The sequence below is a fragment of the Candidatus Zixiibacteriota bacterium genome, assembly GCA_034439475.1.
GTDB lineage: Bacteria > Zixibacteria > MSB-5A5 > GN15 > FEB-12 > JAWXAN01.
Map to the genome: position 1 here is coordinate 1 of JAWXAN010000073.1, position 23,080 is coordinate 23,080.

At 48.7% G+C, this 23,080-nt stretch carries 17 protein-coding genes; 13 read left to right on the forward strand and 4 right to left on the reverse strand.

Translation table 11 applies throughout. The features are described from left to right. Positions 1 to 192 precede the first annotated feature (192 nt). Positions 193 to 2,211 carry a S9 family peptidase gene (locus SGI97_10300; protein MDZ4724278.1) on the reverse strand — a complete coding sequence of 673 codons (2,019 nt, stop codon included), beginning with the start codon at positions 2,209 to 2,211 and terminating at the stop codon, positions 193 to 195. A gap of 291 nt (positions 2,212 to 2,502) precedes the next feature. On the opposite strand from SGI97_10300, the gene SGI97_10305 reads away from it, so the two are divergent. After that, positions 2,503 to 4,797, forward strand: a complete 2,295-nt coding sequence (locus SGI97_10305; protein MDZ4724279.1) for a thiamine pyrophosphate-dependent enzyme — start codon at positions 2,503 to 2,505, stop codon at positions 4,795 to 4,797. A gap of 169 nt (positions 4,798 to 4,966) precedes the next feature. Further along, positions 4,967 to 5,563 carry a hypothetical protein gene (locus tag SGI97_10310; protein MDZ4724280.1) on the forward strand — a complete coding sequence of 199 codons (597 nt, stop codon included), beginning with the start codon at positions 4,967 to 4,969 and terminating at the stop codon, positions 5,561 to 5,563. Positions 5,564 to 5,666: 103 nt separating this feature from the next. Here SGI97_10310 and SGI97_10315 read toward each other — a convergent pair whose 3' ends face one another. Then, positions 5,667 to 7,241 (reverse strand): oligosaccharide flippase family protein, encoded by a 1,575-nt coding sequence (locus SGI97_10315; protein MDZ4724281.1) that lies wholly within the window; start codon positions 7,239 to 7,241, stop codon positions 5,667 to 5,669. Positions 7,242 to 7,482: 241 nt separating this feature from the next. On the opposite strand from SGI97_10315, the gene SGI97_10320 reads away from it, so the two are divergent. The 8 genes from SGI97_10320 (at position 7,483) to SGI97_10355 (ending at position 14,712) form a co-directional block, all read left to right on the forward strand. Next, on the forward strand, positions 7,483 to 8,430 hold the full coding sequence (locus tag SGI97_10320) for a hypothetical protein (protein MDZ4724282.1): 948 nt from the start codon (positions 7,483 to 7,485) through the stop codon (positions 8,428 to 8,430). Positions 8,431 to 8,724: 294 nt separating this feature from the next. Then, positions 8,725 to 8,955 carry a hypothetical protein gene (locus SGI97_10325; GenBank protein ID MDZ4724283.1) on the forward strand — a complete coding sequence of 77 codons (231 nt, stop codon included), beginning with the start codon at positions 8,725 to 8,727 and terminating at the stop codon, positions 8,953 to 8,955. A gap of 2 nt (positions 8,956 to 8,957) precedes the next feature. Further along, complete coding sequence (locus SGI97_10330) at positions 8,958 to 10,937, forward strand: tetratricopeptide repeat protein (protein ID MDZ4724284.1); 1,980 nt, start codon at positions 8,958 to 8,960, stop codon at positions 10,935 to 10,937. A 38-nt stretch (positions 10,938 to 10,975) separates the two neighbouring features. Then, positions 10,976 to 11,818, forward strand: coding sequence for a hypothetical protein (locus SGI97_10335; GenBank protein MDZ4724285.1), 843 nt, complete (start codon positions 10,976 to 10,978; stop codon positions 11,816 to 11,818). A gap of 29 nt (positions 11,819 to 11,847) precedes the next feature. Further along, entirely contained in the window at positions 11,848 to 12,606 is a 759-nt protein-coding gene (locus tag SGI97_10340) for a MotA/TolQ/ExbB proton channel family protein (protein ID MDZ4724286.1), read from the forward strand. Between the two features lie 6 nt (positions 12,607 to 12,612). Then, positions 12,613 to 13,086 carry a biopolymer transporter ExbD gene (locus tag SGI97_10345; protein MDZ4724287.1) on the forward strand — a complete coding sequence of 158 codons (474 nt, stop codon included), beginning with the start codon at positions 12,613 to 12,615 and terminating at the stop codon, positions 13,084 to 13,086. A 99-nt stretch (positions 13,087 to 13,185) separates the two neighbouring features. Beyond that, the gene (locus SGI97_10350) at positions 13,186 to 13,842 is read left to right on the forward strand and encodes a biopolymer transporter ExbD (GenBank protein ID MDZ4724288.1); all 657 of its coding nucleotides are present in this window, start codon (positions 13,186 to 13,188) and stop codon (positions 13,840 to 13,842) included. Positions 13,843 to 13,989: 147 nt separating this feature from the next. Beyond that, on the forward strand, positions 13,990 to 14,712 hold the full coding sequence (locus tag SGI97_10355; protein ID MDZ4724289.1) for a TonB family protein: 723 nt from the start codon (positions 13,990 to 13,992) through the stop codon (positions 14,710 to 14,712). A 27-nt stretch (positions 14,713 to 14,739) separates the two neighbouring features. Here SGI97_10355 and SGI97_10360 read toward each other — a convergent pair whose 3' ends face one another. After that, positions 14,740 to 14,883 (reverse strand): hypothetical protein, encoded by a 144-nt coding sequence (locus SGI97_10360; protein ID MDZ4724290.1) that lies wholly within the window; start codon positions 14,881 to 14,883, stop codon positions 14,740 to 14,742. Positions 14,884 to 14,921: 38 nt separating this feature from the next. Beyond that, the gene (locus SGI97_10365; GenBank protein ID MDZ4724291.1) at positions 14,922 to 16,775 is read right to left on the reverse strand and encodes a choice-of-anchor B family protein; all 1,854 of its coding nucleotides are present in this window, start codon (positions 16,773 to 16,775) and stop codon (positions 14,922 to 14,924) included. A gap of 366 nt (positions 16,776 to 17,141) precedes the next feature. Here SGI97_10365 and SGI97_10370 point away from each other — a divergent pair, with 366 nt between their 5' ends. From SGI97_10370 to lon, 3 genes are all read left to right on the forward strand, one after another. Next, entirely contained in the window at positions 17,142 to 17,405 is a 264-nt protein-coding gene (locus SGI97_10370) for a hypothetical protein (GenBank protein MDZ4724292.1), read from the forward strand. A gap of 65 nt (positions 17,406 to 17,470) precedes the next feature. Beyond that, positions 17,471 to 20,182, forward strand: a complete 2,712-nt coding sequence (locus tag SGI97_10375) for a DEAD/DEAH box helicase (GenBank protein MDZ4724293.1) — start codon at positions 17,471 to 17,473, stop codon at positions 20,180 to 20,182. Positions 20,183 to 20,372: 190 nt separating this feature from the next. Further along, the gene (gene lon / locus SGI97_10380) at positions 20,373 to 22,847 is read left to right on the forward strand and encodes an endopeptidase La (GenBank protein MDZ4724294.1); all 2,475 of its coding nucleotides are present in this window, start codon (positions 20,373 to 20,375) and stop codon (positions 22,845 to 22,847) included. Positions 22,848 to 23,080: the final 233 nt, after the last annotated feature.

Here is a 23,080-nt window from a genome sequence, read left to right on the forward strand (position 1 = left end):
AGACGCCCGACTGCACGGACGAAGATGGATTCCAGCTTGCGCTGGAATGACAAAATAGAAGGCTGACTGCACTTCTTAATTCTTCGTGCGGGACGTCCCAGTCGCGCACCGGGGTAACCGTCAGGTCACCCGCCCGTTGGCGGAATCGCTACCAGACTTCGTGCGGGGCGCTCGAAACGCGAGACTGCCCCTCTACTTCAAATACCGCTTAAACCATTTTGCTATCCACTCGAGTCTTGCGATTCGGCGGTCGGGGCGGCCATGGCGCGATAAGCCATGCGACTCTTCCGGGAAGCGGACAAACTCGACGGTCTTGCCAAGAACTTTGAGTTTCACAAACATCTGCTCGGCCTGTTCAATGCCACATCGGAGATCATTCTCATTGTGGATTATGAGGACAGGCGTCTTTACTTTATGCAGATAAGAAAGAGGGGAGCATTTTTGATAATTTTCATGATTCGTCCACGGAAATCCAGCAAACTCGCGTGCAAGTTCGTAGCCGATATCCGACGAACCCACAAATGAATTCAAATCAACTACCGAGCGCATAGTGATCGCCGCTGCAAAACGGTTGGTATGGCCTATCAACCAGTTGGTCATATAGCCGCCGTAAGAGCCGCCACCCACACCTATCTTTTTTGGATTGACAAATTTCTGTTTTTCAAGCCAGTCTGCGGCTGCCATGACATCTTTGTAATCGAGGTCGCCCCATCCGCCGGCGATGGCATCGGCCCATGTTTCACCCCGGCCAGACCCTCCGCGTGGATTTGTATAAAGCACAACAAAACCCTGTGCGGCTAAAAACTGAAACTCATGAAAAAAGGTGTAAGCATACTGAACGCGCGGCCCGCCATGGATCATCAGAACAGCCGGATACTTCTTGGTCGGATTGAAATCCGGCGGTGTGACAAGGAAACCTTGAACTTCAGTCTCGTCAAACGAAGTAAAGCGAAACTCTTTTGTATTGGCGATTCTCAACTCGGTCTGAAGGTGCGGATTTAGGTTGGTAACATTAATCGCTTTCGATTCGCCACCGTAGACCGTGGGGCAGAGCATAATCTCGCCGGGTGTTTTGAGGTCGGCATAAATTAGCGCGGCTGTCTTTGTTGCGCCGTTAACGGAAAGACCCTTGAGGTGACAGTCCCCTTTGAAGATTCTTGTCGGACGGCCTCCACCAACCGGAACATAATAAAAATTGGTATTGCCAGTATCTGACGAAAGGAAAAAGAGGCGTTTGCCATCACGAGACCAGAAAAGACTCGAGGAATCATGCACATCTGAAAGATCCGATATTGACTGATCGACAACCATCCGGTCAAAACCGGGCAATAAGTCTTTGGCTTTGGGCGATCCATGCACTCCAACTGTCCAGACATGGAGGTTTGTCACACCCCATCCGTCGTTAGGGTTGTCATGGCCGATATAAGCGATTATTTTTCCGTTAGGCGAAAAACGCGGCGTGTGAATCGGACCGGCTGGGGTCGGAATCAACCGCTCTTTACCTCCTTTAAACGGAATTACAAAGAGACCGATTCTCAAACTTTCCAAATCCTGGTTTTTCGCCCGGTTGGATAAATAACAAACCTGCGTACCGTCGTCTGAAAGATGCGCCGAAAAATTATCCCGCGCGCCATGTGTTATTTTGCGGAGTTTGAGCGTTAAAAGCTCCAATGTATAAATTTGAGAGGTGTCTTTTGGAAGGAAACCCAAGTCATCAAGCCGATAGAAGAGGCGTGTGATATGTCGGTAAACTGGCGGGTCCTTTTTCTTTTTTTCATCTTCAATGTAATGGGAATCATTATATCTAAGGGAAAAAAGAAGTGATTTACCGTCGGGTGTCCACTGCAAATCATTGATTGAGCCGTCGATCTCGATGAGCTTGTGTTCAGCTCCGCCGGTAGCCGAGATTGCATATATGCCCGTTTTCTTATCGCGGGTGGAGATAAATGCAAGTTTGCTCCCGTCTCTTGACCACGCCAGTGATGAATCGCCCTGTTTGCCCTGGGTAAAGGGTCTGCATGCCTTTAACTTGTTGTCATACATGAAGATATTTGAATAGTATTTATTCTCCTTCGAGTCAATTCGTTCGACAATATAGGCGACCTGAGATTCTGTCGGTGACATCGCAATCGACGTGGCAATGTTCAACCCGAATAGATCGCTGGCTTCGATTTTTCTCTTCTTCAAAGAAGTACGCCCGGCTTTCTTCATTGACATTTCTCCACTAAATTGTTCGGTAGCATCAGCCTCTCAAAGTATGATTTGGCGTCTTGCTGAACAAGTTAAATCGTTTATTTGCTCGGATTGTAGAAAAGGGCAACTAACGACCAGTTAATAATAGATGATAATAATTAAAGAATTTTTTTGCCTTTTTATGCAAAACACCTATTTTTACCGGACTATTTTGGAGAAAGCTCTGTTATAGATTGACTGAGGCAGTTATTGTAAGACTTAGGACGAATATATAATTGTTGTTTTATACACCGTTAAGGAGGTCGTTTCTTGGAAACGCTTGCGCTAATCGACAAGATTAAGAACTATGATGGTAAAAAGCCGTCAAAGTTAAAACCCAATCAACCGCTCGAAGCTTATTCGGGTAAGACACCCGCCGAGCTCAAAAAGATGCTTCGAACCATGCTCACCGCCCGCCGAGTTGAGCGGGAGGAAAAACTCCTGCTTCGCAAAGGATATAACCGATTTTTTATCGGTTGCGGCGGAAAAGAACTCATGGATGTCGCGCTGGCGGAGTTTTCGACGGCCAGCGATCCCTTCAGCGGTTACTACCGCAATAAGGCATTTGATCTCCATCGTGGCACCACCCTGTGGGACAAAATGCTTGAAGCTATCGGCGATCCGCGTTCCCGAAACAAAGGTCAGCAGATTCCGGCTCACCCTGGCTATTCTGACCTTGGTATTATCCCCCAGTCGTCACCGACTGGAGCCCACGCGCTTGAACATGCCGGTATCAGCGAAGCAGTGAAGCATCCGTCCCCGGTCTCTCAGCTTTCCCAGTTTCCGGGCGGGGCATATCCGAAGGATGCCGTGTCTATCCTTTGTATCGGCGAGGGTTCGACATCGGAAACTGAATTCAACCGCGCCGTTTTCTACACGACCTTTTACAAGACCCGCGCGATTTTTGCAATCTACAATTGTGGCTGGGCTATTTCAGTGAATGTCCATGAGCAGTACCCCGATGGGGATCCGACGGCTTCGCATGCCGGACTGACCAAGTACGGCCTAAAAATCATGCACTTCGATGGGACCGATATCAAGGAAGCCCTTGCCAATGTCAAGGAAGCCTTTGATTACACCCGCGAAGGTAAAGGGCCTGTGCTCATGAACGTCAAGACTACCCGCGAAGGATCGCACTCTGGTTCCGACGATCAGTCTTTTTATATGGATCCGGTTGAACTTGATTGGCATACCTACAACGATTGCATCCTGAAAACATGCAATGCCTTCATCGAAGACGGCGTTATCGCGCCGCAAGAAGTCGGCGAAATGTGGGATGAACTAGATATAGAGATTTCCGCTTTGTCAGCCAAAGCGGTCGCGTCATTTCAGCCCAAAACGACGCAGTTTATTCAGGACCTTGTTTATACCTACAACTTTGAAGATATCAAAAAGACATGGAAGGCATATCGCGACCTGTCAAAAGTAAACCGCGAAGCCAACTACAAACGCTATCATGAGAAGGGTTATTTCACGACCCCGGAAATCCCGGAAAAGGCCGGCCCGATGACTATGCGTTTTGCGATTAACTACACCCTTTTTGATCTATTCCAATTAACCGAAGACATTCTTCTGTTTGGCGAAGATGTCGCTGATTTCTCGGGACATATGGTTGAAGAGAAAGAGAAGCAGACCAAGCTAAAAGGAAAAGGCGGTGTGTTCCTCGTGACCAAAAACCTCCAGCGTGAGTTTGGAAATCATCGTTGCTTTAATTCACCGCTCGACGAAGCCGGCATTCTTGGACGCGCTTCGGGGCATGTCTATCAAGGCCGCCGGCCGATGCCTGAAATACAGTTCCTCGATTATATGTCACCAGCCTATCAGATTCTGAAAGACCGTATCGCGACCACCTACCAGCGCTCGGGTGGAGAATTCAAGATGCCGATGACTATCCGCTGTACATTCGGCGGATACAAGCAAGGGGCTGGAGCCTTCTGGCACTCTGAGTCGAATATGGGTACCTGGATGAATTTTCCGGGTATGCATATAGTGACGCCGTCTAATGCCTATGATGCCGCAGGACTGCTCAAAACAGCTTGGGCCTGTGACGACCTTGTGCTTTTCTGCGAATCAGTCGCGCTCTACAATCGTCGCGACTGGGACGGTATTCCTATCGAAACCGAACTGCCGGGGATTGATGAACTGATTCCGTTCGGTGTCGCGCGGGTCTACAATCCCGAGAACACCGATGTCGGTATCATCACTTACAGCGCCACTGTTCAAATGAGCCGCAAGGCCGCTGAGATCCTCAAGGATCGCGGAATTAACATTCGTATAGTTGACCTTCGCACCTTGAAGCCGATCGACGAAAAAGAGATAATCAATACCGCAAAAGAGTGCGGGAAAGTGCTTATCGTCACTGAGGATCGCTTTCCCGGCGGATGCGGCGCAACTATCTCATCGATCATTACTCAAGGCGAAGGACTCTTCCATCTTGAAGCGCCGGTCAAATTGCTTACCGCAATCGATGCCCGTGTTGCCTATGGTATGGACGGAGACGAAGCGTGTTTGCCGACGGTAGATAAGATTGTCGCTGCGGTAGAGGATCTTTTTAATAACTACTAAGATCATATTTTTGAATATGTGAATTGAACCGCTTTCAGGCTTTGTGCTTGGAGGCGGTTTTCTTTTTTATCTCAAACGTTTATTTCGATGTACGAAACGGGGTCATTCCAACTCTGTCATTCAAGATGGAATGTATGGTACACTCGAAACAAAATACAGAGAGGTGGAAATGAAAATCGCACAGACACTCGCGCTCACTGCCGCATTGATTGCGGTGGTCGGTTGTAGCAGACAACCAAATCAGCCAGAGTCAATTGATCAACAGGCTTTAGTGGTGGATCAGGATATTCTGTTGGTCGGCGCCGGACCGTCCGACTCACGTTTTGACAGGTACGCTGTCACAATTAGGTGGGGAAAGACGGGTACGGAAACGCTAACATGGGCGATCCCGGCAAGTGGAATGACACAGCTTTCTGAGGTAGAGGGAAGCGTTCGTCTCAAATCCGTTTTTTCATTTGAAGCGCAGGAAGATCAAATGATGCAGTCTTTTAATCCAACCGAACTTAACTGGATATCACAGACACAGCATGATGTTGACGGTGTGGATTTGACCGTCAATGTCAGAAACGATCTTCCAATCGACAGCATCCCTACTTTTTCCTATGCCGCAAGCTGTTTTCTCTGGTTTCCGATTGAAGTAGAGCGACTGAAACTATTCGACACTACTTTGACCGTCAGCGGGGCAGAGGGATTTACTATCACCATCAAATCCCGCAAAATAATCACGAACCCTGTCACACCGTTGACTGCAGTAAAAGTAGACTAAGCGCAGAACCTTGTCCCAATGGAGGTATCCTCGTCTGACATCAGCTGTCCTCCCTCCTTCGCTGTCGGGTCTTATGAGACTCGACAGCGATATTTTTTTGAGACTACAATGCTCTTTTGAAAAGTGTTTTCAGCCACAGCTTCTCGTCTTTGTCTATCAGAAAATAGAAGACCAATCCTGAAACAAATGTGCATGTTCCGACTTGGATAACAAGCATCAGCCAGTTATCCGCTACCCATGTCCGGGTGAACCCAGCCCCGACAAGGCCTGCAATAAAACATGAGATCAACCCAAATTTGAGCATTTCACCAATTACACTTCTTGCTGAAAGCTCTAATTCCTTTGAAACCATCATCGGGAATATGGCCGAATATAGAATGATCTGAGGGATAGTATTCGCCCATGCAATTCCCAATAGTCCATAGTCACCGACCAGAATAACAGCCAAGGCTATTTTGAGCGCGGCTTCGATAGCCGTGACTTGTAGAATTTTCGAATGTCTCTCAATCCCAAACAAAACGGCGTTTCCTATTATTTGCGGGACAAAAAAGGCAGAACCGACAGCCAGTACCTTAATGATATCCGCCGTCGGAGCAAAGGATGGAGGAAGCCAGAGCGCGACAAACGGTTCAGCATAGATATATGCGACCGTCGAGGCGAAGAACGAGAAGTATGAGGCATATCGAACACCTTTTAAGTATGTCTCGGCAATACTTTTGTCTCGTCCGGATGCCCCAAGGTGGGATACGGCCGTGATAAGAGGGGTGGCGATAGCGTTGATGACATTACGAATCTGAAGAAACAATTGCATCGCGGGCGCAAAAAGTCCAGCTGCAGCGCTCGAAATAAAGAGTCCAAGGATCACCGAATCAGTGTTGAAGATAATTAGCCAGGTTATTGTGATGCCAAAACTTATTTTTGAATAATTCAATAGCTCATCGCTGTCAGTTTTTGTAACCAGAGCCGGACTGAAGTTTGTTTCCGGATGCAGCCGCTTCAGGAGCAAAAGACCCGCGAAGTATCTGGCGAGACTCGTAATCAGAATCGCCATCGCCAGGGTGGCAAGACCATAGCCGTTTGCTAACAGCCAGACCATTGCAAGCGTCCGGATGATGTCCTCGCCGATTTGGAGAAGATTGGCCAAGTCATGACGCTGGAAACCGCCGAGACTTCCTCCAAAGGGGACGAGATAAAACCGCAGACCTATATAAAGCCCGACAATGAGTAAAGCGGTTTTGCCCTCTTCGAAGACGGCCGGATCATCAATTTGAAAGTAACCAAAAAAGTAATGGGCAACTATCCATGCCGCGAATATGGCGACTGTGCCCAAACCGAGGTAGAGCGCGGTTGCGCTGCTGAGGAGTCTGTTAATCCGGCCAAAATCCTGTTTGCTGAGATAGTGAGCCAGATGTTTACTTAAAGCCCTTTCAAGGCCGAAATCGAGCAGTGAGAAATATCCCAACGTCTGAAAGACTATAACCCAGACGCCATAGCGGGATTCGCCGAGGGTGGAGGCTATGTAGGGAATGAAGAGAAACGAGACTGCTATCCTGACTGTAAAGGAGAGCCAAGAGAAAAGAATATTTTTCGTTACTTGTTGCCGAAAGAGAACCATGGAGAAACTTTTTGCTATAATTACAGAGAGAGTATACCTTTTGAGCGCTTTGACAACAAACACTTACTCGTTCAATTCTTTTCGTTCTGCTCCACGCCCAGCCGTAGCTTGTGGCATAATCATCAAATCCAGCTTCATCCTTTTAATCCTGATTTTTCTCTCCGCTCTTCCAGTATCCATCTACGGTCAGGATTCTACAACCCAAAAAAAGCGCCCGGAGCATTTTGGTCTCGAGTTGCCTTTTCAGGTCTTCAGCGAGTCAAGGGAGAGATTCAATCTTCCCATTTTGTCTCAAGACATACTCATGCCATTGCTCCTTACGATTAATAAGAATGGAACGGTTGGAAAGGTTGTCTGTGAGAACCCCGAGGACACGACCACATTTAAATATTTCAAAGAATACTTCAAGACACTCACCTTTGAACCGGGACGATTCAAGGGGAAAAAGAAAAAACAGATTCTACCGCTGAAGGCGTTAATGAAGGCTGGGACTCAGCTTCCAAGGCTTATCGCGCCAGTTCGAAGCGACAGTACCATCGAAGATTTTCGCCTGTATATGCGTGCCTGCCTGATGAACAAAGTGAACTTTGCGACATTGGATAGTTTTCCTTCATACTTTTTCCCAGCTCGCAAAAAGGACACGTCTTCCAATTTGCACTATGTCCTACTGGAGGTGGATCTTGACGCAAAAGGAAAATTGACAGGAGCACGCACCATGCTCTCATCGCTGGAGCCGCTCGGCGCACAGATACTCAATGCGGCCAACTGGTCACGCTACTCCCCGCTCAAAATTGAAAAAAAATTCACGGCATCGAAGAACTATTGCGTCGTATCGTTTTACCCGAATTTAGACTATCCAACAAATATCTGGACGAGAAGTGAAAATGAGAAGGGGGATTCAAGTCTCAGCGCGTGCTGGCGAATTCGTTTTCTTCCGGATACACTTGGGTATATGTGCCTTCCGGTTCCGATGAACGCCGCGAGCGGGAAACTCACCTACAACGTGAGGGACGTTCAGTTCAGCGGACAAAGAACGGTCCAGATTGTAATTGATTCCACCGGCTATCCGGTCGTGACAAGACCCCAGCGCGGGGAGACGGATATTGAAAGAATCACTAGAGAAGTTATAGACCTTCTGCGCTTCTATCCTGCCCTTAATTTCACAGGAGAGCCGAAACAATTCCGAGGATTTGTCGAACTCTCGTTCGAGCAATCATCCGCTATTGGGCTCAAATTTGACTGGCTTGAGTAAGATTCCAAACCGCCCCAGCCAGGAATCTCAGCCCTCTTCTCGGATAATCATACGAGGAAAGCAGAGTTCAAACGCAGTAAATGCGTGGATTTTGATTTTTTTTAGAGCCAGCCCAGTTGACCAGTTTTATATCTCATTGTTATCCAAGGGGTTCGCTGTAGGCTGAGGGAGAACAATACCACGGCATATAGGTTGAGCCATAATATGCGGTTAAAGCGCCGGGGATGACAATCTGGCACAAATCTTTTGGAATAAATACCGTGTTTTTCGGTAAAAATAGGGAGATGAGAACGTATGTTAAAAGCTACAGCGTGGTTAAATAGGCTGGCAGTGGTGATAAATCTGACAACGTGCGTTTACATTTTTGTCACGTTTGGAAGCAACTTGCTCTTTCCTTTGGTAGTCGCCGCTCTTGGATTAATCCTCATCTTCAGCCTGATCGCCTTCAAGCGATTCCGGTCCGAACCGGTCGTTCGGAGCGAAGAAAATAGGGTCATAGTTGGGAAGGAAGAATTTACCTCTTGACAATGGCAGTTCGAACAATATTTTGGAAAGCTTTGGACGAAATGAAAGAGTTTATGAACCACCTTCTCTGTTTACATCGTCGTTTTACGGTCGCATCCTTTGGCGTGTGCCTTCTATTGCTTATAGTTTCCGGTTCTCTTCGAGCCCAGGATGTCAAACCATCAATCAGTGAAGCCCTCAAATCAGGCGACACCGCTGCCGCCATAACGCTTTTAAATAAAGATATCGAGTTGGATAAATCGTTCGATGCCAATTATCACCTGCTCGGTTTAATTTATTATAACCGCGGACAATACCAAAAGGCCGCTGAACAGTTGAGTCTTGCAGTCGAGAAGAAGGGCAAGAACTGGGACGCGCAATATCACCTTGGAAAGTCTTATATCCAACTCGGCGATCTCGATAAAGCTGAAAAAATAATGGATGACGGCCGCAAGAAGGCTAAAGAGTTCAAGGATGAATTTGAGAACGGCTACGGGCTGGTCATGATGGCTCGCAAAAAGTATCAGGAAGCAGACCTTGCTTTCAGACAAGCCCAGATCATTGACTCGACCGTCGCAGAGTACCATATAAATCTCGGCGATGCCAACTTCTATTCGGGCGTGCCATCGCTTGCAATTGCGTCGTATGAAAAAGCTCTTCTGATAGATACCGCTTCGTCCGAAGTCTATTATCATTGGGCTGAAGCATGCCTTGAGACAAAAGATTATAATTGTGCGCTCGAAAAACTACGTCAGGTGCTTACCAAAGATAGCACCTACGCGCCCGCATGGCGGAGAGCTGGCGAGATTTATTTCAAAGCCGCGCTTTCATCCAAAACTCGCGAGGATCGCGTTAATAGATATAAAGAGACTATAGGTTCCTACAAGAGATACTTGGAATTATCCCAAGTTCCTGCTGACTCGGTGAATGTCCGTCCATATTTCGAACTTGCCATGGCCTACAATAATCTTTCGGGCTACGATGATGCCGCGACCTATTTTGAGAATGTTCTGGCCATTCCCTATGAGCCTCGCGATATATATTTCAATTATGCCAAAGCGCTCATGGGCAAGAAGCAATACGATAGCGCGTCGGTTATGATCCAAAAACATCTTGACTGGGTAAAAACCCAGCCGGAAACGTATAACTCTGCGGTGACGCCGGGCGAACTCTATGCCATGCTTGGCGACGGTTTCTATTACAGCGATCCCAAAGATTACGGGAACGCGATTACCTATTATCTGAAGGCTCTTGAAATCTCGCCGGACAATAAACGGGCTGTCCAAAATATCGCCGTCGCCTATCACACCCTCAAAAACTATCCCAAGGCTCTCGAGTACTACGACAAGCGAATCGCGCAGGGTCTTGATACTTCGAGTATAGGCGTCTATAAAAATGCCGGATATACGGCATTGAGCATTGCCGGTGGAAGCGGCGCTGATACTGACTTTGATCTTGACGCAGGCGAAGATGGAATTGATCCGGTGGCTGTCACCGAAACGGGACAAATTGATCCAAATAAGAATTATCATCAGGTTGCGGTTGACTATCTCACCACATATCTTGCAGAAAAGCCCGATGACGCCAAAGCGACATTGCTTGTGGCCAATACCTATCTCTATCAACTTCAGGACTGCCAATCGGGCGTGACCTGGTTTGAAAAACTCTCGGCTCTTGAGCCGGGCAACTGCGATGCGGCAAAAGCATTGGGCTATGCCTATTTTGCCGGAGACTGCACAAAGAATTATGGCAAGGCATTGGGTTATCTAACGGATGCCTACAATTGTCAGGTAAAGGGCGGGAAGCCATGCGGAGACTTAAACATTATCCTCTGGATGGCACAGGCTTATCATCTCCGCGCCGCGGACAAAGTCGCCGAGAAAGCTGACGCCAACAATGATTTTAAGAATGCCTTCGAATGGTATGGAAAAGTTCTGCAATGCAGTCCGAACAATGCAGACGCTAAAAAAGGACAGGACGATACCAAATTTGAATTCAATTGACCGGATGGAATTCATGATTCCGGCACAAGAGAGGGTTAATGGCTGAAGCAGAGAATAAGAAGCCCCAACCACCTGCGCGGATCAGTGAAGACGACCGTTTTCATTACATCGGATTCGAGGTGTTTCCCGGAAAACCGAAAGACCTTTTTTCTTCTGACGCAGATAAGAAAAAATATGTGGATTCCGTTCATGCCAAACACGAAGCCGGGGAGCTTATCCGAGAGAACTGTACCCTTCTCGAAGAACGTGTCTCACGGTTCGAGAAAATCATACTAACTATTGCAAGTCTCGCGATTATTTTCTCCCTTTTTATCCCTTGGTATTCTCTCTATCAGGAAACGATTGAAGAGGTACCCATCCCCACCAGCGCCAGCACGGACACAGCCGGAGGCGGAGAATTTTCGCAGTCTCCCGACGAAGAGGTTATTACAAGCCAGATGATGCGTAAAAAAGTTTCCCGCAATTATGAAACCATGACTGGCATTGGCGCTCTGGCTGATATAGGCAATACTGGTTCGCGAGTCTTCAGCGCCGGATTTCCCCTCATGATAACCGGGGTCATTCTCATCCTGTATACGATTTCCTGTATTGCCGTTCCGCTATATGTTATCTACGGTGTGAATGCAGTCAAGGGTGCACCGGACACAGTCGCGCTGAAGTTGAAAGGGATACTCAGAGTCGCATGGTATCCGATTCTTTTGCTTTTCGCGGCCATGATATTATCTTTTGTCGGAGCGCAGTATGGTTTCGATGCGACGCAATTTTTCAGCAGTCTTGGAAAATCATACGGGCCGGGGGCTTTTCTTGGGTCGCTCTCATGGGGAATCTTGCTCTCGCTTGCAGGATTTCTTATTATCTCAGTTAAAGGAATAGAGATTTAATAGCATATATATCTGGAGGATGAGGTTACGTGATTAAACAAACAATGTTCGTGACGCTAAACGCGCTGGCAGCGTTCGCAATAGGATTTTATCTTTGGTATGGAGTATTCAGGACTTCGGAAAATCCGATTGTCCACTCGATTTATCAAGGCGGCCCGCTGGTCGTGCTCCTTATCATGGTCTTCGTGATGCTCCTTGTATTTGTTATCGAGCGTTATCGTTCGCTTTACTCGGTTGCCAAAGGAAAAAGCTCGGTTCAAGTCTTTTTCAAACAGCTTATTACTCTCCTCCAAAAAGACGACTATGATGGCGCTTTGGCCGCCTGCGATAAACAGCGCGGGACAACAGCTAACGTGCTTCGCGCCGGAATTGAGCGCTACCGTGAGCTTCGCGCCGATAAATCAGTCGATTCAGAAAAACGAATCAACCTAACCCAGACCGCTATCGAAGAAGCCAACGCCCTTGAAGGCCCGCTTCTGGAGAGAAATCTCATTGCCTTGTCAACTATTGCATCCATCGCCACTATGGTCGGTTTGCTCGGTACCACAGTCGGTATGATCCGCGCCTTCGCCGCAACAGGTAATGTTGAAGGCGGCGTTATCGATGCCGCATCGCTTGCCGTCGGTATTTCCGAGGCCCTCATTAACACCGCTGGCGGACTTCTCTCCGGTATCGTCGGGATATTCTTTTACAATTTTTTTGTAAACAAGGTAGATGCTTTCAATTACACGACCGACGAGGCGACTTTCGAAGTCATGCAGCTGTTGAAGGCGAAAGAAGGCAAGTAACAGACCATGGCGATAAAAAAGAAAAGACGCGTATCCATCCGCATTGATATGACTCCGATGGTGGATATTGCCTTTTTGTTGCTCATTTTTTATATGGCTACCACTCAGTTCAAACCACCGGAAGCTCGCGCCGTTGACCTGCCGGAATCCCATTCCCAGATCGAACTTCCGGATAAGGATATTATCAATATCACTATTACCCAGTATGATTCGATTTATGTCGATTTCATCGATAAGGTGATGATGAATATAGACGGCATTGACCAGCAGACGACTGTCCGGCGTGTGCGTACAGCAACGAAAGATAATGTCTCTGAGCTAATTCACCGCGCTCAGGCAAAAATACTGCGCGCGCTTGTGGTCATAAAGGCCGACAAAGGGGCGAGTTTTGGTGTCATGAAAGGTGTAATGGAATCGATGCAGGCCAATAACCTTGAGCGATTCCTTATTATCACTGACAATGAAACGGATCCGATTTGAACAAAGATGGCGATGTCGACGTCAATGAAGTATCAAACCGCTCGCGAGACCTTGATAATTAAGGCTCCGAAACGATAGACCGAATGGAGAGTGATCTGAATGGCCGGTGATGTAGGCGAACGGGCGCCCAAGGGCGGAAAGAAGGGTGTCAGACGACCCAAACGGCGTGTTGCTATCCGAATAGACATGACGCCCATGGTCGATATTGCATTCCTACTGCTTATTTTTTACATGGTTTCGACCGTCTTCTCCATGCCTCAGGCGATGGAAATCAATCTTCCTCCAAAAGAGATGGAGGACGATCCGACTATTGTTGAGGTGAAAGAATCGAATCTTCTGACACTACGTGTCGATGCTGAAAGCCGCTACTGGTGGAATATCGGGAAGCCGAGCGAGAATCTCCCGCAGCTTTTGCCAAGCAACCCCAATAAGCCGGATAGCGTTGCCTATGCCTTTTATGCGGATACATTACAGGGCCTGCTCGTCTCCCGCAATCGAGCGAATGACAAATTGAATACGCTCGTTCTTATTCACAAGGATGCCGACTACGAAGATATGGTGAATATCCTTGATGATATAGATGTGATTGAGCGCTCCTGGAATGCATTTACAGCCAAACAAAAAGGGGTTGAACCAGACGAGCTGGCCAAGTCGGACAAATTCTCCTACCGTTATGCGTTGGGTGTATGGGAAGAGCGCGATGACAAAATTATATCTGAATCAATTTTGGCTGCTCAGGCAGAAGGTAAATTGTGATGTTTCCGACCTCCGAGAAATGCCCGGTCGGAACGGAACCAATCTGGTATGTGAGTGTTTCAAATTGTATGAAATCATTGGTATCTTTCAAAGCTGAAAACTCGCCTCGAAGAGTTGAAGCGATGATTTCTTTGAGAGGAATGTAATATGCCATCCGATGTTGATAACGCCCTTTATTCTCCTTACGGAGCATACGAACTCAAAGCCAAATATCAGAAAAATTTCCTTTTTGGAACAGTTGTCACGATAGGCTTTGTGCTCGGCATCATAGTAGTTTCATGGATTTACTCGGCCATCATAGGCGACGGCGATTTGCCGCCTGCCCCGACAGTCATTAGAACTGTGGCTGACCTTGGACCGCCTCCAACAATCGTCAAGCGTCCGCCTGACGTGCAGGTCACACCGCAAGTGAACAAGCCGAAGGTTGGTATCCCGACGCCTGTCGCTGATGATGAGGTCCTTGAAGAGGATGTTGTGCTGGCCACTAAAGATGATCTTGCCGATATCTCTGCGCCAGACATGGGCGCCGACGGAGATGTAGTGGTGGATATAGCAGATGATGATTATATTCCGGGGGTTGATGAATTTGTTCCCGTCGAGATTCAAGCTGAAATGATCCATGAGGTTAAACCTGAATATCCTCGTCTGGCTCGTCAGGCTGCCATCGAGGGAGACGTTTGGATAGCGGTACTAGTAGGTAAAGATGGATCCGTTCTGGATTCAAAGGTCTATAAATCTTCCGGAACCGCGTCTCTTGACGATGCGGCTATGGCCGTGTCAAAACAGCATAAATTCAAACCGGCAATTCAGAATAAAAACCCTGTTCCGGTTTGGGTGAAATTTAAAGTTAAGTTTACTTTGGGCGAATAATCTCCAATCTCAGTTCTCCCTGTGCTGTCATTCCAGCGCAGGCTGGAATCCATCTTCTTCTTCGTGCGGTTCGCCGCGGCGGACCGGAATGACATTGTGAAACCATCGGGAAGATTCGCCAAGGGCGAAAGTCGGCGGATGATCTCCAAGAGAAAAGGCCAGTGAAGTCATTCACCGGCTCTTTACATATGTCGATAGACTTACTGAATTTACAGGCAGTTTGGCAGTGGAGTAAGTGAAATGAAGAGAAAGTTGATCAGCGCTGTTAAGTCACTAATATCGACCACACTATTCAATGAGCCGTCGGTGTTCCCTTCTCCTGAGCAAACCAGAGGCGCCAGACTGATAAAGAGATGGTCAATGAGTGCCGTCAAATCGGATATATCGACAACATTGCCGGCATCAGCGTCCACATTGCCTGTTATGCCGACACAGCACGCTGACACTGCAGGCAATTTAACGCTCCCTGGCAGTACTGGTAGCGCAAGGCTGAAGCAGCTATTGCCAATCACAGCGCCGATTAAAAAGACCGGATCAAAGCTAATAAGATTTGAATCGCCAACGGCAAAGCTCGGCATCCTGAAATAGACACTCGCGACAGGGCCGGATCCGGAGGCGATCTCGCTCACCGAAGAAAGCTCCCACACCGAACGGCGGTTGGGGAGGTCATTTGCAATAAGTGATTTTCCGAAGCCGCTTGTGCGTAGTCCGGCAACTGAGATCGAATCAAAAACCAGATTGTACGGTCCAGACCAAGTCAAAGGGATCACAATATCGCTTACCCCAAAATTGTTGTTGATGCTCACATCGATTTTGAACTTTGTAGAGGCTTGAGCCACAACCTGATTACCGGATAGCGTATCCTGGTCGGTAGCCACATCAAGTCCTTCTAATACAACCAGCCTTCCATCGAGATGGGAGGAGTAGACCTTGCCCGATGTCGTGTGAGGGAAGACGCCCCAGCAGCCGTTGAAATTGCCGCTTTCTCCCGCTGAGTACGTATCAACGCGGCCTATTTCTACGGGAGAAGAGGGAGTTGAGATGTCAACCACAGCGACACCTGATTCGTAATGTGAAATATAACAGCGGTTGCCTACAAAATGGGCGTTGTGAGCCAAACCGCTTGGGGCGAGATAGGTGCTCACAAGTTGGATGTTTGCAAGGTTTTCAATGTTCCAGAATTTAATTGTCTTGCCAACTGTCTCTTCGGTTGTCGCAATATGGCGTCCATCGGCCGTTGGCCAGACATTATGGACATAACCGCCTGCGGGTACGGTTACTCGGGCGATCAGCGCCGCGGCATTTTTGTTTGCCATATTGTATATGGAGAAGGTGTGGCGATTGCCTTCGGCGACCCACACCGTATCGTTGCGAGCGAAAACATCATGGATGTCCTGGGTATTCACAAACGGAAATTCAACCGGATTCTCTGGGTCAGCGAGGCTTATGACACGAAAACCGGAATAACCGGATTTGCACAGATAGGCGAATCCTTTGGCCGTGTCTATGGAGAGATTGTGGCATGTGACATCGGTACCGGCGCTACTGAATGATTTGATAAATTTGACTGAATCGGGGAGATACTGCATATCTATAATCATCAAGCCCTGATTTGTTCCGGTGCATTCCGAGACAGCATAGAGGTAATGGCCGTATGATTTCATGTCCCTCCAGCGCGTACCGCCGCAGCCGCCCTGCGGACCCATGACAGTATCGACGATATCATTATCAGTAATATTTACAAAGACGACTCCGTTAAAGATTCCCATGACGGCATATTCTTTACCGTTCTCTTCCCATCCCCAGCAGTCGGTTCCGGCGAAGTTGCTGAAGTTATAGGTTGTACGCTGACAGAGCGCGAAACCGTCATTGCCCAGATCTGCTGGCTTGGCCAGCACAATATCAACCGCCGAGGCATCGCCGATGTTTTCAGAGCTCCTTGCTCTGTCTCCAAGGACTATCTGTGGGGGAGCGGCCTTGACCGGGATTGCGAAACTGCTCAAAATAACGAGAGTCGGTGCAATCAGTTGTTTGCAGGAAAGGGCTTTCTCGAAAAATGTCATTTCTACCTCAGGTGTTATGTGCGGCGGGTGGAGTATGTGGCTACAAAAAGTAATCTCTTGTGCGAATGTTAGTTACAAAATACCTAATATATCGACTTTGTCAAGACTTTGATTGTCTTCTCCGGCTGTCCCTTGATAGACTTCAACTTGCGCCGGTATTTCCCCAGCATTCGCGCTTTCTCTTTCTTTCGGTCGTTCCTTATACAGAACTGTGCGGAGTCCAGGTTCGTACGTCCGCCCTGCCTGCAAATCAACACGAATTCTTTTAAAAAAGATAAAAAAAACTTGACTGGTGCACAAATGTGCAGTATAGTGGCCATTAGTAGTGTTACCCTATCGGGAGGCTTTCAGATAAAGGAGGATCAGATGTCAGAGATGGAAAGAGGTGTCGCTTTCCCATGGGATATGGAGGAGAAATCGGGAATACCCGGCTCTGAATATATCTCTGCGGTTTCGGCTGAGATGGCAGAGACGGGGAAGGTTTATAGCATGTTTTTGCCCCCGGCCAGCGAGTTACGCGAGTACGCCTATGCTAATGCCGCCACGTGTCCGGAATGTGACAGCGGCATGGTTCGCCAAGGGGGCTGTTGCAGCTGCCCTTCATGCGGTTTTTCCAGTTGCGGGATGTAGCAGTCGGTGATGAACGGAGAATAGTTTTAATATGGGAAACAGTGTGAAACAGGAAAGAGGGAAAAATGCGGCTGGCCGATTTTGAGCGGTATGGTATACCCCCTCGCATAATCGAGCACTGGCGCCAGCGCCAAGGGGACATCCTTCTGCCAGTGCAGGTACGGGCTATCCGAAAACGACTGCTCGGCACCCCGGGGGATGGTTCACGCGCCGCCAATCTTGTGATTACTGCGCCGACTTCGTCCGGCAAATCATTTTGTGCCGAAATGGCGGCTGTGCGGGCATTGACCGCCCGGCAAAAGGCGGTATTGCTTTTTCCGCTGAAATCATTGGCCGAAGAGAAATTTGCGGCTTTGCGCCAGACTTATGGGACATTGGTCGTCAATTGCCGCATTGTCACCGGCGATCATTCCGAGTCGGATCAAGCCTTTCTCAATGGTAAATATGACCTTGCGGTGGTCATCTATGAAAAGTTTGACCGTCTCCTGACCCAGCATCTTGATTGTCTGGGCAATATCGGACTTATCGTCATCGATGAACTTCAAATGGTCGCCGAGCCGGGGCGCGGAGCAGTGGTCGAGCGTCTGCTCACTAAAATCCTCAGTTCCCATTATCGCCCGACCCTGCTTGGTCTCTCAGCCGCGCTTGGAGAGAGCGGCGCGCTCAGACTATGCCGCTGGCTTGGGGCGGACTGGGTTGAAGAGTTAAGCCGGCCAGTTGACCTGCTTCGCGGAGTGGCGGCCTGCGGTGAGGTCAGGCTTCGTTCATATAACAGCGGGCAGGATGAAACCGAGCCGTTTGAAAGTTTTGAATCAGAGTATGGAAGCGGCGATTATTACAACAGCGGCGACCGGCTGGCGGCTTTGGCCCGCCAAATTCAGCAGACCAGCGGCTCGACCCTTCTATTTTTAAAATCCCGCCAGGAGACTGTCCAGTTGGCCATGAAAATGGCGGCATCAGTCAACTGGCCTTCGGCAACAAAGGCAATTGATTTATTAAAGGGGGAGGAGCCATCATTTTTGGTCCGCTCACTCTCCCAGACGCTGAGCCGCGGAGTGGCTTTCCATAATGCCGATCTTTCGGCTGACCAGCGCCGAGTCATTGAGCAGGGTTTTATCGACAAGCAGATACGAGTGCTTTTTGCGACCACAACCTTGGCGATGGGGGTAAATCTTCCCGCCGACACGGTTTATCTTGAGACTGTCAAATATGCCTCGAGCAGTTACGGCGACCGGCCTCTGCTGAGTCCTATCACAAGAACCGAGTTTGACAATATGACCGGACGCGCCGGCCGTCTGGGAATGAGCGGCATACCGGGCCGAGCGATTGTGCTGGCGGAATCGGAGTTTGAACGGGATATTTTGTGGGAGAATTATATTTCGCCGACCGGCGAGCCATCGCTGGCATCGACTCTGCCCTATGTTCCCTTTGAAGATTTACTGCTCGACTTTATCGTGTCCGGGCTTGTTTCTGATCAGGCCGATTTTGATCGGGTATTGAGTCAAATGCTCTGGGGAATAGAAAGTCCCTGTATACAAAAAGTTGTCCAATCGGATGTTGCCTCGGCTCTTAATACCCTAATTCAAACTGGTCTGTTGACCGTCGAGTCATCGTCGGCTTCGCAATGGTCGGTCACCCCGCTTGGGCGCGCTGTTTCGTCATCGGGGCTTTCGTATGCCTCAAGCCGGCATTATCTGGCCAAGTTCAGAGAGGGTTATCCTGAGACGCTCTTTGGCTGGGCGGCTCTTGCGCTCAGTTCACCCGATTGGAGTCTTCCCACAGGTATCCTGACCCGACGCGAGCAGAGCGATAATTATTGGATTAAACAGCTTTACAGTCGTTTTGATTATTCGGTTGAAGAAGTCGGCTATCTGCTTCCGGAGAATCATCGCCGCCAGCCTCTGTCGTACCGTACCGTCGCCGCGCTCAAAGCCCTTTTGCTGATGCATGACTGGTCAAACCTGACCAAAGCCCAAAAACTTGAAGAGACGTATCAGGTACATCTGGGACAAGTGATGGCTTTGGGAGAAAGCGCGGCTCACCTGATGACGGCGCTGGCAGCTCTCATACGGGCCATTGATCATGATTCGAACCGTCCGGCGCTTTTAGTCGATTATGCTTTCAGCTTCCAATACGGGTTACCGCCTCAGTACCGCGAGATGCGCTACGCTCTGGGGACCGCTTTTAGCCGGTCGGATATTCTAGCGCTGCGTCACGCCGGGATAGAATCGCTTCAGGAACTCGGCGCTCTCCCTCGGGAAGAATTGGAGAAACTCATCAAAAATCCGGTCAAATTACAACATATCATCGAGAAATTAGAACAACACAAAGAGGAGGTTTACATGCATTCCACACCATCTACCCAGCCGTTCGGCTCTCTTGAGACTGCCCCGCAATGTCTTGAAATCGACGGCAGTTTTGAAGGAGAACGTTATCTTATCAAAGTCAATGGTGTCCCGGTTCGCCTGACTGGCAAATCATTCAAATACCTGACCAAACTGGCCTGGTCCAGGGTCAAAGGAGAAAGCGGCTGGATTTACAAAGATGATATCGAAATAGGCTTTAATCAGGCCAGATACCTCTATCGTATGAAAAATGAGATAACCGGGGCGTTGCATTCAGACTGGCCGGTGGTCGAAAATAACCGACTTGGCTATTACCGCCTTAGTCTTGATCCGGCCAAGATCCAGCTTAACATGGGCCGGTTGGCCGAGCATCCTGATTATGAAATTAGAGGCCTGATTATCGATGGTAACAGCAATCCAGCCATAAGCTAACGACATTTCTACGGTAACTTATTTTTGGTATATTATGACTAATGATTTGACCAAATGGCCTCCATAGCCGATACTAAATAGAGCAATTCTGGTTATCCGACCGGACGGGGTAAAGAAAACGCGGATCGCGTCCATTTACAAGCGCGTGAACGGAACATATTGCGCCCTTTGCGGGTGCATGGATGGAAATATGATTATAAAAAGCAAGTATCGACTGCCCCTTCAAACCGCAGAAAAGCCGCATACTTATCCCGTGCTTCCACTTATGACCGGTGTGCTCTTTCCCGGTATGATCTTTACCATCCAGATCGGGCGAGCAGAAAACCTCAGACTGCTCGAAGACTGTGTGAAAAGCGCGCGGCAGTTTGTGGCATCGTACTCACACGCCGAAGTGGAAACTCCGGAGAGCCAGCCAATTCACCAAGTCGGCGTCTTTGCCGAATTTCGGGATGTTAAAGACGCTCCCGGTGGTTCAAAATTAGTTACGATAGAAGGACTCACACGCGCGGCCATACTCTCGACAACGGGATATGAGCCGTATTTGACTGCCGAGGCGGCAGAGATTGAACTGTCGCTCCATGCAAGCAAAGCCGTTAAAACGAAGATATCTGAAGTCATATCTATCGTCAGCGAAATAACGCAGCTTGATCCGATCTACTCGCCCGAACTTTCGCGTGTGCTACAGTTAAATCTTGAAGAGCCTTCGCTGCTTGCCGACCGGGTTGCGGCATCATTTCATTTTTCGCTCAGCGCAAAACAAGACCTGCTCGAAGCATGCGCTCTTGATGTTCGTTACGAGCGACTGCTGCATTATCTCAACGGTGAGTTGAGCCGCGTGGCAACCGTTCTCAATATCAATGAAAATGTCAAACGGCGGATTGAGGAAGATCAGCGGAAACAGTATCTGAAGCAACAGCTACAGGAGATAAAAAAACAGCTTGGCGAAGATGTCGGCGACGAAAAGGAATTGGGCCGTATCCGGGCGATGCTAAAGACATCGGATAATCTCCCCCCGGAAGTCATAAACCGCGCAAAAATAGAACTCGATAGATTGAATCAGCTTCCCACGGTCTCGGCTGAATACGGCGTTACCAAAGCGTATCTTGACTGGCTGCTCAATTTGCCATGGGGGAAACGTTCGCCTGAATCATATCAAATAGTCGATGTGGAGAAGGTTCTCTCTACTGACTTTTACGGTCCTGACAGTTTGAAAAAACAAATTTTGCAGCGTCTTTCAGTGCGAAAGCTGTTGAGTGGGGTAGACGAAGGGCCATCACTTTGTTTAGTCGGCGCGCCGGGAACGGGGAAGGCCTCGCTTGCCCGAGCAATAGCAAAGGCGCTCGGGAAAGAGTTTATCCGCATATCGGTCGGCGGCATTTCTGATGCCACTGAACTCAAAGGAAGTCCGCGGACATTTTTGGGGGCGAATCCGGGGAGAATTATACGACTGCTCCGCAACTGCGCGACATCTGATCCGCTTATCCTTATCGAAGACATTGATTATTTCAATGTGGATAATGATTCCTCGGTCAATATTTCTTTGTTGGAAGTAGTGGACAGCCGTCGAAACGGGAAGTTTCTCGACAATTATCTTGGCGTTCCTTTCGATTTAAGCAAAGCGCTCTTCATCTGTTCGGTCCGCTCATACGAGGAAATCCCTGAGCAGTTTGTGCCCAGACTGGAAGTTATTGAGCTTCCGGGCTACATCGAAAAAGAAAAGACAATCATTGCCAAGAAGTATATCCTGCCAAGTCTATTCAAAAGGCATGGCCTTGTTCGTTCTGAGATTACCATGTCCGACAAGTCCCTCTCACGAATCATTACGAACTATACGCAGGAAGCGGGACTGCTCGGTTTTTCAAGTCAAATAGAAAAAATCTGCCGGAAAATTGCGCTGGAAAAAGCAGAGCATAAGCGCACAAGCTGGACGCTTAACGAGAAAAATTTGGAATCCTATCTTGGTACCCCAATCTATATTCCTGAAAAAGCCGAAACACTCCCTGAGATCGGCAACGCCGCAGGACTGGCGTGGACGGGTTCGGGTGGAGAGCTCATGTTCATCGAAGGCCTTAAGATGAAAGGGGAGGGGCATATCATTACAACCGGTTCCCTCGGCGATGTAATGCGCGAATCGATTCAGGCCGCCCACTCGTATGTCCGATCGAAGGCCGATATGCTTGGCATTGATTCAAATGATTTCAACGGATTCGATATTCATATTCACTTTCCATCAGGCGCCATTCCCAAAGACGGTCCCTCTGCTGGCATTACGGTCTGTCTGGTTATTGCCTCGGTGATGTCCGAGCGTCCCATTCGGAATGATATTGCCATGACCGGCGAGGTGACGCTCCGCGGACGCGTCTTACCGGTCGGCGGGGCGAAAGAGAAAATCTCAGCGGCCTATCGTGCCGGGATTTATAACGTCGTGCTCCCCAAAGAAAACCGGAAAGATATAAAAGACCTGCCCCGGGAAATTATCCGCAAGACTAAATTCCATTACATCGACCGGGTCGATGAGCTTTTTGAGTTGTGTCTTCTCGATTATACTCCATCGTCGTATACTTTGGAAAAGCTCTTCACACAGGAGATGGAAAAGGCGAAGAGAAAGAAGATTATCGTGCGGAAGCCGCCCCGGGTTAAATCAGTCGCCAAACGCCGCCGGTAGATTCAAAAACCTTGTGCATCAGCAAATTCCCCAGCATGTCGTTGCGAGGAGCGGATTCTTATACGCGACCCTCCACGGCGGGCAGGCGTGGCAATCTTACGTTCCCTTTCTCTACGGTGCGCGACTGGGACGTTCCGCACGAAGAATTAAGAAGTGCCGTCAGTCCTAAGTAGGTCAGGATTCTTGTGATCCTGACGTCTTTTCTGTGCTGTCTGGCGCCCCTGCCAGGGGAT

Coding starts and splice junctions, on each gene's coding strand:
- SGI97_10350 (MDZ4724288.1), top strand. CDS start 13,186: ATGGCCGGTGATGTAGGCGAACGGGCGCCCAAGGGCGGAAAGAAGGGT.
- SGI97_10300 (MDZ4724278.1), bottom strand. CDS start 2,211: ATGAAGAAAGCCGGGCGTACTTCTTTGAAGAAGAGAAAAATCGAAGCC.
- SGI97_10370 (MDZ4724292.1), top strand. CDS start 17,142: ATGTCAGAGATGGAAAGAGGTGTCGCTTTCCCATGGGATATGGAGGAG.
- SGI97_10360 (MDZ4724290.1), bottom strand. CDS start 14,883: ATGACTTCACTGGCCTTTTCTCTTGGAGATCATCCGCCGACTTTCGCC.
- SGI97_10345 (MDZ4724287.1), top strand. CDS start 12,613: ATGGCGATAAAAAAGAAAAGACGCGTATCCATCCGCATTGATATGACT.
- SGI97_10355 (MDZ4724289.1), top strand. CDS start 13,990: ATGCCATCCGATGTTGATAACGCCCTTTATTCTCCTTACGGAGCATAC.
- SGI97_10330 (MDZ4724284.1), top strand. CDS start 8,958: ATGGCAGTTCGAACAATATTTTGGAAAGCTTTGGACGAAATGAAAGAG.
- SGI97_10310 (MDZ4724280.1), top strand. CDS start 4,967: ATGAAAATCGCACAGACACTCGCGCTCACTGCCGCATTGATTGCGGTG.
- SGI97_10320 (MDZ4724282.1), top strand. CDS start 7,483: ATGCCATTGCTCCTTACGATTAATAAGAATGGAACGGTTGGAAAGGTT.
- SGI97_10335 (MDZ4724285.1), top strand. CDS start 10,976: ATGGCTGAAGCAGAGAATAAGAAGCCCCAACCACCTGCGCGGATCAGT.
- lon (MDZ4724294.1), top strand. CDS start 20,373: ATGATTATAAAAAGCAAGTATCGACTGCCCCTTCAAACCGCAGAAAAG.
- SGI97_10365 (MDZ4724291.1), bottom strand. CDS start 16,775: ATGACATTTTTCGAGAAAGCCCTTTCCTGCAAACAACTGATTGCACCG.
- SGI97_10375 (MDZ4724293.1), top strand. CDS start 17,471: ATGCGGCTGGCCGATTTTGAGCGGTATGGTATACCCCCTCGCATAATC.
- SGI97_10325 (MDZ4724283.1), top strand. CDS start 8,725: ATGTTAAAAGCTACAGCGTGGTTAAATAGGCTGGCAGTGGTGATAAAT.